This window comes from Tateyamaria armeniaca, assembly GCF_045797845.1.
Classification (GTDB): Bacteria; Pseudomonadota; Alphaproteobacteria; order Rhodobacterales; family Rhodobacteraceae; genus Tateyamaria; species Tateyamaria armeniaca.
Genome location: NZ_JBHDIY010000002.1, coordinates 79,106 through 91,070 on the forward strand (window position 1 = coordinate 79,106; position 11,965 = coordinate 91,070).

Genomic DNA, 11,965 nt, shown 5'->3' on the forward strand with positions numbered 1-11,965 from the left:
ATTCCCCGCCCTACTCTTTTTTGGAGGTGTGCATGGCGTCATTTCTGGGTTTTGTCAGCACAATCAGTGGTATCGCGTTTATCCTGTTGCTGGTGCGGGCAGGATATGGCGTGATCGCAAGCGATTTCGAGGCAGGCGGCGGCCCACCCGATTTTGACGGACTGGTGCGTCCCTATTTGATATATGCAGGCATCGCCCTTGCCCTCAGCATCGTGACCCACCAGATCAAAAAGCGGATATAACATGCCAAAACGCTTTCGCCTGACCCGCCGCTTTCCGGTGGCCATGACCGAAGACGGCTATCGCCGCCTCAAGCGGTTCGCCGCCGAGGCAGGATTGGATGAGGGCGAGGCGCTGTCCTTTCTGTTTGAAAATTTCGACAGTGTGACGAATGGCGAAAATCTGACGGCGCGGCTGCGCCTGTTCAACTCCGAACTTGACGCCCGCAAACGCTGACCATCTTCTTCTGGGGAGGAGAGATATGAAAGACCTGGATCACGGCCCCGCAGGCTGGATGAGCGACGAACACCAGATGATCGCCGACATGACGGCGCAATTCATCACCAACGAGTGGGCACCGCATTTCGAACGCTGGCGCAAACAGGGCGAGATGGACCGCAGCACATGGGGTCAGGCGGGCGAGTTGGGCCTGCTCTGCCCGTCGATACCTGAAGACTTCGGTGGCGCGGGTGGCGATTTCGGGCACGAGGCCGCGATCCTGATCGAAGCGGCGCGCTGCAATCTGGCCGCATGGGGGCACGGCATTCATTCGGGCATCGTGGCCCACTACATCCTGGCCTACGGCACCGACGATCAAAAGGCGCGCTGGCTGCCCAAGATGATCTCGGGCGAACTGGTCGGCGCTCTGGCCATGACGGAACCCTCGACCGGCTCGGATGTGCAGGCGATCAAGACGCGCGCGATCCGCGACGGAAATGCCTACAAACTGACCGGGTCAAAGACGTTCATCACCAACGGGCAACACGCCAACCTGATCATCGTCGCGGCCAAAACCGACCCAAACCTCGGATCCAAGGGCGTGTCGCTTGTCGTGGTCGAAACCGACGGGGCCGCAGGGTTCGAGCGGGGTCGCAACCTCGATAAGATCGGCATGCACGCCTCTGACACGTCCGAGCTGTTCTTCGACAATGTCGAGATCGCGCCAGAAAATATCCTTGGTGGCGACGAGGGACAGGGATTTTACCAGCTCATGCAGCAACTGCCGCAGGAACGGATGATCATTGCCTGTTCTGCGGTGGGTGCAATGGAAGGCGCTGTGGAGCGTACGATAGCGTATTGCAAAGAACGCGAGGCCTTTGGCGGCCCAATCATGCAATTCCAGAACACCCGCTTCAAACTGGCCGAGGCCAAAACCAAGACGATGGTCAGCCGCGCGTTCTTTGATGAATGCATGGCCGAGCATTTGCGCGGTGAACTTACTGTCGACAAGGCCGCCATGTGCAAATACTGGACTACGGACACTCAAGCCTGGGTTCTGGACGAGTGCCTGCAATTGCATGGTGGCTACGGGTTCACGCAAGACTATGACATCGGCGGGATGTGGACGGATGCGCGCGTACAGCGTATCTACGGTGGCACTAACGAGATCATGAAAGAGCTGATTGCGAGGGCGTTTTGATGCCCGGATCGTCACGACCTATTGCCAGCCGACCCTCCGGGGGGAGTTTTCCTGGCGAGATGAAGACAGGATATGGCGCGCGATCCACCCCGTCCTCCGGCCAAAAACGTGCGGGAGTCCGGGGCTTCACCTCGCATATGGCTCAACTCTCCAGTCTGCCATACAAGCCACAGACTGGGCGATTAACCTTAATACACAGTAAAACCGACCCATCTTCATCTCGCAAAATAAACTCCACGGGGTCCGGGGTGTGAAACCCCGGTCCTGCCCTGGATCTACCATTACAAAGGCCAGACGATATGACCCTCAAACTGCACTGCTTCGGCGAAAGCGGAAATTCCTACAAGGCCGCGCTGGCGCTGGAACTGTCTGGCCTCGAATGGGAGCCCGTTTTTGTCGATTTCTTCGGGGGAGCGGCCCGTTCGGATGAATTCCGCGCACTCAACCCAATGGGCGAAGCGCCCTTGCTTGTAGATGGCGACAAAAAGATCAGCCAGTCGGGCGTGATCCAGCAATACATCACCGATGTGTCCGGCAAACATGGCGGACCGCCTGAGGACAAGTACGAAGTGCTTCGTTGGGTGCTGTGGGACAATCATAAGCTGTCATCCATGTGCGGTGTCACGCGTTTTCTCATGAACTTCCTCCCCGAGGAAAAGCGTCCGCAAGAGGTCATCGCGTTCAACCAGGGCCGCCTGAAGGCGGCCTATAGCGTGCTGGATGCCCATCTGGCAGGGCGTGACTGGATTGTCGGGGACGGCGTCACGAATGCGGACATCAGCTGTTGTGGCTATCTCTACTATCCCGAACCCTTTGGGTTTGAGCGTGCTGCATGGCCCAACATTGACCGTTGGCTGAGCAATATTCAGGGCCTCGAAGGATGGAAGGCCCCTTATGATCTGATGCCCGGATCACCGGCGGATCGGGCCTGACTGAAAGTTTACGTGAAACGCCGCAACGTCACCCTTGATTAGACCGACTGGTCCAGCCCACCTAAGGACAGAACACGACGCCTCTGGCAAAAGGACGAACACCATGACCGAAGCCTATATCTACGACGCGATCCGCACGCCGCGCGGCAAGGGCCGCAAGGACGGCAGCCTGCACGAGGTCACATCGCTGCGCCTCTCAGCCCAGACCCTGAACGCCATCAAGGACCGCAATGGCTTTGACGGCCACGCAGTCGAAGACGTGATCTGGGGCAACGTCACCCAAGTCATGGAACAGGGCGGCTGCCTTGCACGCTCTGCCGTGCTGGCCTCTGACCTTGATGAAAAGATCCCCGGCCTTGCGATCAACCGTTTTTGCGCTTCCGGCATGGAGGCTGTGAACCTTGCCGCCAACCAGGTGCGCGGCGGGGCGGGCGATGCCTATATCGCGGGCGGCGTCGAGATGATGGGCCGCGTGGCCATGGGGTCCGACGGGGCCGCGATTGCCGCCGATCCCAGCATCGCTATGGACACCTATTTTGTCCCCCAAGGCATCAGCGCCGATATCATCGCCACCGAATACGGGTTTACCCGAGACGATGCTGACCAATTGGCCGTTGCCAGCCAGCAGCGTGCCAAGGCCGCCTGGGACGACAACCGCTTTGCCAAGTCGGTGATCGAGATCAAGGACGTCAATGGCCTGACCATTCTGGATCACGACGAATACATGCGCCCGCAGACCGACATGCAGTCGCTTGGCAGTCTCAACCCCGCCTTTCAGGCGATGGGAGAGGTCATGCCCGGTTTCGACAAAGTCGCGCTGATGAAATACCCCCACCTTGAGCGGATCAACCATATCCATCATGCCGGAAACTCCTCCGGTATCGTGGATGGCGCTGCCGCCGTGCTGATTGGCAACAAGGAATTCGGCGACAAATGGGGCCTGAAACCCCGCGCCCGTATCCGTGCCACGGCCAAGATCGGAACTGATCCGACCATCATGCTGACAGGTCCGGTGCCGGTCACCGAAAAGATCCTGAAAGATCACGGAATGGATATCAAGGACATCGATCTGTTCGAGGTCAACGAGGCCTTTGCCAGCGTCGTTCTGCGCTTCATGCAGGCGTTCGATGTGGATCACGACAAGGTCAACGTCAACGGCGGCTCCATCGCGATGGGTCACCCGTTGGGCGCGACAGGTGCGATGATCATCGGCACATTGCTGGATGAGTTGGAGCGAGCCGACAAGGAAGTTGGTCTTGCAACGCTGTGCATTGCATCCGGAATGGGGGCAGCCACCATCATCGAGCGCGTGTGATGGTTGCAGGTTCTGGCCCCCAGGTTCAGCACGCAGAAGCGATGCTGCTGCTGCAAGAGGTGCTCGACATTCAGTCGCGCGCCTTGCTGGATGGTGACGTGGCCACGATGCGGGCCACGGTGAACCTGCCTTACCGTCGCATAACCATGGACATGGACATGATCATGGAGACCGAGGCTGACCTCGAACTCGGGATGGAGGCGTTTACCGGCTCGCTCAGAAGTCTTGGGGTCAACCACTTTATCCGACTTGCGTCGGACGCCGAGTTTCTGAACGACCACATCATCGAAGGCCACTATGTGACCCATGCCTTGCGCAATGCGACACAGATGGTGCCCAGCTATCACAACCGGATCGTGCTGCAGAATTTTGACGGGACCTGGCGCCTGATCGAGGTGGCCAGCGAGCTTGAGGCCAAACGATGGCCCATCAGCCTGCTGCGGGTCGCGGAGTCAGGCATGTTGCGCACTCAGAAATCCGAGCATGATGCGCGGCGCCACACCGATCACCCGCTGCCCGTCTATCAGCGTTTCCTTGACCAGTTGACCAGCGCAACTGTCGATCAGAATTTCGACGCCTACATCGCGCTATGCGACCTGCCCTACACGTCCCATGGCAACAACGTCGACACATTGATGGCCTCGCCCGAGGATGTGCGCCCGTTCTTTGACCTCACCGTTGACCTGATCAACGGCGAAACTGCCGATACATTTGTGCGCAGTGCTGACAATGCCCAGTTTCTGGGGTCGGACATGATCTGCGGATATCACAAAAGCCTGTTTCTCAAGGCCGGTGAAACCGCCCTGCCCGCAATCAAATCCCGCATGATCCTCAAACACACCGGCATGGGGTGGAAACTGAAACACGTGACCAACGCCATCGCCAACAAGACATACCCATATGGCGCGCCAGAGCCGACAGATGCCCTGCCGACGCACCGTGAAATCCAGGAAAGGACCAAATCATGGCAGACTTTAAACTGAACAAGGACGCCGAGGGCATCGCCACGATCACGTGGGACGTCGATGGGAAATCGATGAACGTGATGTCTTTCGAGGGGCTCGAAACCCTGAACGCCATGATCGATGACGTGCTGGCCGATGATGCGGTCAAGGCCGTGGTGATTACCTCGGGCAAGGACACGTTTGCAGGTGGCATGGATTTGAACCTGCTTGCAAAGATGAAAGAGGCCGCAGGCGACGATCCGGCCAAGGGTCTGTTCGAGGGCACCATGAAAATGCACGGCCTTCTGCGCAAGATCGAACGCGCAGGCATGGACCCCAAGACCAACAAGGGCGGCAAACCGATTGCCGCTGCCCTGCCCGGCACTGCCGCTGGCATCGGTCTGGAACTGCCGCTGGCCACGCACCGCATCTTTATCGCCAACAATCCCAAGGCCAAGGTCGGCCTGCCGGAAATCATGGTCGGCATCTTTCCCGGTGCCGGTGGCACCACGCGCCTTGTGCGCAAACTGGGCGCGATGGCGGCGTCCCCGTTCCTGCTGGAAGGCAAGATGGTCAGCCCGGACAAGGCCAAGGGCACATTGGTCGACGAAGTCGTGGACGACCCGGTCGCGGCAGCCCGCGCATGGGTGCTGAACGCCTCGGATGCCGACATTCTGAAACCGTGGGACGCCAAGGGCTACAAAATGCCGGGCGGCGCCCCCTATCACCCTGCCGGATTCATGACCTTTGTGGGTGCGGCCGCCATGGTCAACGGCAAGACCCAAGGGGTCTATCCGGCGGCTAAGGCGTTGTTGAGTGCCGTCTATGAAGGCGCGCTTGTCCCCTTCGATACCGCGCTCAAAATCGAGGCACGCTGGTTCACCAACATCCTGCTTAACCCGTCTTCGGGCGCGATGATCCGTTCGCTCTTCCTCAACAAGGAAGCGCTGGAAAAAGGGGCGGTCCGCCCTGAAGGTATCCCCGATCAGCGGGTCAAGAAGCTGGGCGTTTTGGGCGCGGGCCTGATGGGCGCGGGCATTGCGCTGGTGTCCGCACAGGCGGGCATCGAAGTTGTGCTGATCGACCGCGATCAGGAGTCTGCTGACAAGGGCAAGGCGTACACGCAGAAATACATCGACGGCGGCATCAAGCGTGGCAAGACCACGCAGGAAAAGGGCGACGCCCTGCTTTCTCGCATCACGGCAACGCCTGATCTGGACGCGCTCAAGGGCTGCGATCTGATCATCGAAGCGGTGTTCGAAGACCCCAAGGTCAAGGCCGAGATCACGGCCAAGGTCGAAGCGGTCATCCCCGAGGATTGCATCTTTGCCTCCAACACCTCGACCCTGCCGATCTCCGAGCTCGCCAAGGCCTCAAAAACCAGGATCAGTTCATCGGCATCCACTTCTTCTCGCCTGTCGAGAAAATGCTGCTGGTCGAGATCATCAAAGGCAAAGAGACCGGAGACCGGGCCGTGGCCAAGGCGCTCGACTACGTGCGCCAGATCCGTAAGACGCCGATCGTGGTCAACGACGCGCGCTTCTTTTATGCCAACCGCTGCATCATTCCTTACGTCAACGAAGGCGCGCGGATGGTCACCGAAGGGGTCGAACCTGCGCTGATCGAGAACGCGGCCAAGCTGGTGGGCATGCCCCTTGGCCCGCTGCAACTGACGGATGAGACGGCCATCGATCTAGGCGCCAAGATCGCGCGCGCGACCATGGCGGCGATGGGCGATGATTATCCCAAATCCGGTGCGGATGACCTGATCTTCTGGCTGGAAGAAGAAGGGCGTCTGGGGCGCAAGGCCAATGCGGGCTTTTATGAATACGACGAAAAGGGCAAGCGCACCGGCCTGTGGAAAGGTCTGAATGAAAAGTACCCGCTGGCCGATGAGCAGCCCGAGGTGGTCGAGGTCCAGCACCGTCTGCTGTTCTCTCAAGTCCTCGAAGCGGTGCGTGCACTGGAAGAAGGTGTGCTGATGGACATCCGCGAAGGCGACGTGGGCGCGATCCTTGGCTGGGGCTTTGCGCCTTGGTCGGGCGGCCCTCTGTCATGGCTCGACATCATCGGCGCACCGTATGCCGCCGAACGCTGCGACCAGTTGGAAGCGAAGTACGGCGAACGGTTCAAGTGCCCCGCCCTGCTGCGCGAAATGGCCGAGAAAAACCAAAGCTTCTATGGACGTTTTGGCCTGAAAGACGCCGAAGCAGCTTAAGCCACGCATATCCAAACAAAAAAAGAGGCCTCGCCAAGCGGGGCCTCTTTTCTATTGCCTGACGTGTCTGTCAGCGGCCCTTCCCGACCCACCCAGTCACTGTCCTGCAGTAGCGCTCAGGCAGCAGCGACAATCCCGTCTTCGACCATCATGCATTCCACCAGAAACCTGGCCTCGTCGGCTGGAATGACGTCGTAGATGTCCTTTTGCAGGCCGATATCCGAAATGCGGACCTCGACTGGCGGGCAGTGAACCAGAGCACCACCTTGCGCATAGATCACCTCGGCACGTTCAAAGACCAGTGTGATCACTTCGATGCGGGTCTTGGATTCGATCCGCGAAATCCCGCGATACCCGGCAAGCGCCTTGGCAGGGACGATGGCAAACGGATCGCCGTGGGCATCGCACGCCGCTTCGCTTTCGATCAGGACTCCCTGATCGGGCAGCAATTCGAGATCCTGCGAGTTGCCCAAAGCGCCCGAAGGTACAAAAACGGAGGCGTAAGACGCAGGGGCCATCATGTCGGCCACCCAGAACGTCTCGCGGTGCACTTCCATCACCGGGCGCAGTCCGTGATCGAATGTCAGCACCAGATCACCGGCAGCGATTGCTTCGACCGGGCGCCAGCCCATTGCAGTGGCGATGTGCCCACCCGCTAGCAAACCGCGTGTTTTCAGCGCTGCTCCGTCGCTCGCCGCAGAGGTATCTGCCATGTAGCGTGGCGCGTTTTTCGTAGCCCATCCAAACATCTCATCCATCCCCATGGTGACAGCGCTCGTGTCAGCGCCGGTTGCATTTGATGAATTCAGTTGGAGTGATTCCCGGGGCAATCGCGCGCCGCGAATTGGGCAGAATTTGGGCACTGTCGCCGCAGCGCATGGTAATTCTGAGGCCGCAGCCAGAACTGTCCCCTCATTCGCGACAATTTTTAGGCAAATTCAATTTGGACGGGATCAATCGAAGCTGTAGCCGAATCTTTCGATGTCCGCGGCACAGGCTTGCGCGACGGCGTCGCGCGCGGCCACGTTGTAATATGTGCGGAAATCGCGCATGCGCGCAGATGCATTGGCGCGTGGCAGATCAAGCGCAAAGCCCAGATGGTCCCAAAGCGGTGCCGCATCAGCCTGGAACTCCTCAAGCCGGATATACACATCGCACCGTTCATCCCCCTGCCCGTTCGTCATGTAGTGTTGTGCCGGACTGGCCTGCATTGCGGCGCGCATCTGCGGCGCACATGTGAAATCCACAAACTCCATCCGGGCTGCAAGCCCCACGGCGGGATGATCGAATGTCTGCTCTTGTAGCCAGTAATAATAGCTGACCATCCGGTCCCACGGATTGCGCACAAGGGTGAAGGCAAAGAAGCCGTCCAGCGATGGCACAAGACCGTCGATGTCCGCCAGTGTCGAATGTTTCCAAAGCCTGCCCCGGGTCTGTGCGTCCTTGACCCGGTGGCGCCGCTTGCGCGCCTTGGGTGTGTCGCCCAGCATGATGTCATCCTTCATCGCCCGCCCTTCAAGCGCCAGCGCCATCGAGGTGCCCCCGGTTTTCGGAGCATGGATAAAGACGTATTTACGGCCCGGGCTCAGGATCATGGGCGCAGCCTAAAGATGCGGGCGCGAAGGTCCACTGCTTTGCGGCGCATCCTCTCTTTTCATCCCGCGCGCACCTCGCCATAGTTTATCGGCATCGTGTTGCGGCAACGGGGAGGAACGTGATGGGTTGGATGGCGGACGAAACCGGTCTGGACAAAACGGATGCAAACTATGTGGCGCTGACGCCCCTGTCGCATCTGCGCCGCGCCGCTCAGGTGTTTCCCAATGTGACCGCAGTCATCTATGGCGCGCACCGTGTCACCTATGCCCAGTATTATGATCGGTGCACGCGGCTGGCCTCGGCACTTGCCGCGCGGGGGATCGCCCCCGGTGATGTCGTCGCCACCCTGATCCCCAACCTGCCCGCGCAGGCCGAGGCACATTTTGGCGTGCCCGCCTGCGGTGCGGTGCTGAACACGATCAACACGCGGCTGGATGTCGATACGGTGTCCTACATCTTTGAACATGGCGGGGCCAAGGTGGTTCTGGTCGATCCGCAATTCCTTGATCTGGCCGAGGCGGCAGTGGCAGCGATGGACGGGGCGAAACCCGAACTGATCGAAGTGGCCGACGCCCCGGCAGGGTGGCCCGCATCAGAGCGCCATGCCGCCTATGAGGACGTCCTGGCGGAAGCCAATCCGGATTTTGACTGGATCATGCCCGAGGACGAGTGGGAGAGCCTTGCGCTGAACTATACCTCCGGCACGACGGGGCGACCCAAGGGCGTCGTCTATCACCACCGTGGCGCATATCTGATGACCATGGGCACGGTGATCAGCTGGCGTATGCAACTGAACCCCGTTTTCATGGCCATCGTGCCGCTGTTTCACTGCAACGGCTGGAACCACACATGGATGATGCCCCTGTTGGGGGGCACGCTGGTCTGTTGTCGCGACATCACCGCGCCTGCGATCTACAACGCCATCGCGGACGAAGGGGTCACGCATTTCGGCGGCGCGCCCATCGTTCTGAACATGCTGGTCAATGCCGACGCAAGCGACCGGCGCCCTTTTGATCACGTGGTCGAAGTCTTTACTGCGGGCGCGCCCCCTGCCCCTGCAACCTTGGGCAAGATCGAAGCGTTTGGGTTCAACGTCACCCAAGTCTATGGCCTCACTGAAACCTATGGCCATGTGACCGAATGCATCTGGCGCGGCGCGGACTGGGACGATCTGGCGCAAGACAAAAAGGCCGGGATCAAGGCGCGTCAGGGCGTGGCCATGCCGATGATGGAGCATATCACTGTCATGGACGCCGATATGACCCAGGTGCCCATGGACGGAAGTGTTCAGGGTGAGATCATGATCAAGGGCAATTCAGTGATGAAAGGGTATTTCAAAAACCCTGCCGCAACAGCCGAAGCGTTCGAGGGGGGATATTTCCATTCCGGCGATATCGCGATCCAGCATCCCGACGGCTATATCCAGATCGCGGACCGGGCCAAGGACATCATCATTTCGGGGGGTGAAAACATCAGTTCGGTCGAAGTCGAAGGCGTGCTGATGGCCCATCCGGATGTCAATCTGGCCGCCGTCGTGGCCAAGCCGGACGAAAAGTGGGGCGAGGTGCCGTGCGCGTTTGTCGAACTGAAACCCGGCACCGCCCCAAGCGAGGCGGACCTGATCGCCTTCAGCCGCGAAACCCTTGCCGGGTTCAAGGCCCCCAAGAAAGTCGTGTTTCAGGAACTGCCCAAGACGTCGACTGGTAAGATTCAGAAATTCGAATTGCGAAAGCAGGCTGCGAGCCTTTAGCCCTCAGGCGGCGCCATACCCGGCGCGGCGGCCAAAGACGGCACCGGAGGTCAGGCCCGACCCACCGGGGTAGCCTGCAAAGAACACACCGCCCACCATCTCGCCACAGGCAAACAGGCCCGGGATTTGCGCGCCATCGGCGGTCAGCACATGGCCGGTCTCGTCCACTTTCACACCGCCATAGGTAAAGGTGATGCCGCCGGTCACCGGAAAGGCGCGAAACGGGCCGGTATCGAGTTTTTGCGCCCAGTTGGACTTGGGCGGCGTCAGGCCGGTTGTGCTCTTGCCGTCCAGTGCCGTCGGATCAAAGGCCGTGTTGGTGTCCACAGCGTCGTTATACGCGGACAAAGTCGCCAATGCCCCCGCCTGATCCACGCCCTCCATTTTGGCCACCAAAGCCTCCAGCGTGTCGCCTTCGACGAAATGCGCGTCAAAGAAGCGGTATTCCCCATAGAGCAGGTCAAACACCTTTGCGTCGAACACCTGCCATGCAAATTGCCCCGGCTGTTCGAGGATCGCAGCACCATATTGCGCATAGGTGTAGTTGCGGAAATTGGCGCCTTCATCGACAAACCGATCTCCGTTCGCGTTCAGCATAACGCCAAGGAAGTAGGAAATCTTGCGATAATTCTTGCGCTCGCCCGGAGGTAGATCAAGGTTACCGAAATCGGCCATGTGCAAGTCCATCGGCGTTGCGTGGCAGCCTTTGAACAGTCCATTCTGCGCCGCCCCCGCTTTGATCGCCATGCGCAGGCCATCGCCTGTGTTGTGCGGTGTGCCGCGCACCTTGGCCGCCTTCCAGTTGTCCCCCATGTGGGCCACGCGCATGTCCTCGTTCGCCTCGAAGCCGCCCGAGGCAAGGATGACGGCATCTGCAAGAACCACTTCGTCGCCGACCTGCACCCCAACGACGCGCGCGCCGTCCATGACCAACCCGGTCACCGCACTGTTGTAGCGCACGGTGCCGCCCATGCGCTTGACCGCCGCAAGCTCCATGTCGAACAGGCCCACGCCTTCATTCTCTGCCGCCAGCGTCAGGCCACCCCAGAACACGTGACGCCCGTCCTTTTCGAAACTCTGGCGACTGTAGATCGGTTCGAATTTCACATCATGTGAGGCGAGCCACTGCATGGTGTCCAGCGATGTGTTGACCAGTGCCTGCTGTTCGTCCGACAGGGGACGACCATCGTTAAAACCCAAAAGGTCAGCCCCGAATTTCTCAGTCGTGTAGCTGCCAAAATCGGTGCTGGGCAGGTGCGCATCGCTTCGATCACGCAACAGCGGCATCAGATCATCTGCGCCATCATATGCAAACCGCATCGCACCTGCGGTGTATTTCGTGTTGCCGCCTGCAAGGGCCTCATCCGCCTTTTCCAGCAAAGTCACGGACGCACCTTTTTCCAGCGCGGCCATGGCCGCACATAGCGCGGCGTTCCCTGTCCCGACGACAATCACAGATTTTGACATTGGCGTCTCCTGCAGCTACTTTTGTATCCAAGCGGATACAATTTATCTGTGACTAAATCGATAAGCTGCGATTGGCAAGCCCCGATTCCGGGCCATCGCTTATG

Annotated in this window: 10 protein-coding genes and 1 pseudogene; 8 read left to right on the plus strand and 3 right to left on the minus strand. The window is 59.6% G+C overall.

The window, feature by feature from the left end; all coding sequences use genetic code 11:
• The first annotated feature begins 32 nt into the window (after positions 1-32).
• From ACERZ8_RS00490 to ACERZ8_RS00520, 7 genes and pseudogenes are all read left to right on the plus strand, one after another.
• The gene (locus ACERZ8_RS00490) at positions 33-242 is read left to right on the plus strand and encodes a hypothetical protein (protein ID WP_407590170.1); all 210 of its coding nucleotides are present in this window, start codon (positions 33-35) and stop codon (positions 240-242) included.
• A 1-nt stretch (position 243) separates the two neighbouring features.
• Entirely contained in the window at positions 244-456 is a 213-nt protein-coding gene (locus tag ACERZ8_RS00495) for a hypothetical protein (protein ID WP_407590171.1), read from the plus strand.
• 25 nt (positions 457-481) lie between these two features.
• The gene (locus ACERZ8_RS00500) at positions 482-1,639 is read left to right on the plus strand and encodes an acyl-CoA dehydrogenase family protein (protein WP_407590172.1); all 1,158 of its coding nucleotides are present in this window, start codon (positions 482-484) and stop codon (positions 1,637-1,639) included.
• A gap of 299 nt (positions 1,640-1,938) precedes the next feature.
• The gene (locus tag ACERZ8_RS00505) at positions 1,939-2,571 is read left to right on the plus strand and encodes a glutathione S-transferase family protein (protein ID WP_407590173.1); all 633 of its coding nucleotides are present in this window, start codon (positions 1,939-1,941) and stop codon (positions 2,569-2,571) included.
• 103 nt (positions 2,572-2,674) lie between these two features.
• Positions 2,675-3,886 (plus strand): acetyl-CoA C-acetyltransferase, encoded by a 1,212-nt coding sequence (locus ACERZ8_RS00510; protein WP_407590174.1) that lies wholly within the window; start codon positions 2,675-2,677, stop codon positions 3,884-3,886.
• Entirely contained in the window at positions 3,886-4,869 is a 984-nt protein-coding gene (locus ACERZ8_RS00515; RefSeq protein WP_407590175.1) for a hypothetical protein, read from the plus strand. Before ACERZ8_RS00510 ends, ACERZ8_RS00515 begins: the two co-directional genes overlap by 1 nt.
• Positions 4,851-7,048: pseudogene (locus tag ACERZ8_RS00520) on the plus strand (3-hydroxyacyl-CoA dehydrogenase NAD-binding domain-containing protein). The gene ACERZ8_RS00515 and the pseudogene ACERZ8_RS00520 overlap by 19 nt, the downstream one beginning before the upstream one ends.
• 116 nt (positions 7,049-7,164) lie before the next feature.
• On the opposite strand, the gene ACERZ8_RS00525 reads toward ACERZ8_RS00520, so the two are convergent.
• Positions 7,165-7,761 carry a Hint domain-containing protein gene (locus ACERZ8_RS00525; RefSeq protein ID WP_407590176.1) on the minus strand — a complete coding sequence of 199 codons (597 nt, stop codon included), beginning with the start codon at positions 7,759-7,761 and terminating at the stop codon, positions 7,165-7,167.
• 240 nt (positions 7,762-8,001) lie between these two features.
• Complete coding sequence (locus ACERZ8_RS00530) at positions 8,002-8,643, minus strand: sulfotransferase family 2 domain-containing protein (protein WP_407590177.1); 642 nt, start codon at positions 8,641-8,643, stop codon at positions 8,002-8,004.
• 122 nt (positions 8,644-8,765) lie between these two features.
• Between ACERZ8_RS00530 and ACERZ8_RS00535 the strand changes: the two genes are divergently transcribed.
• Positions 8,766-10,394, plus strand: coding sequence for an AMP-binding protein (locus ACERZ8_RS00535; RefSeq protein ID WP_407590178.1), 1,629 nt, complete (start codon positions 8,766-8,768; stop codon positions 10,392-10,394).
• A 3-nt stretch (positions 10,395-10,397) separates the two neighbouring features.
• Here ACERZ8_RS00535 and tcuA read toward each other — a convergent pair whose 3' ends face one another.
• Complete coding sequence (gene tcuA / locus ACERZ8_RS00540) at positions 10,398-11,861, minus strand: FAD-dependent tricarballylate dehydrogenase TcuA (protein ID WP_407590179.1); 1,464 nt, start codon at positions 11,859-11,861, stop codon at positions 10,398-10,400.
• Between the last annotated feature and the right edge of the window lie 104 nt (positions 11,862-11,965).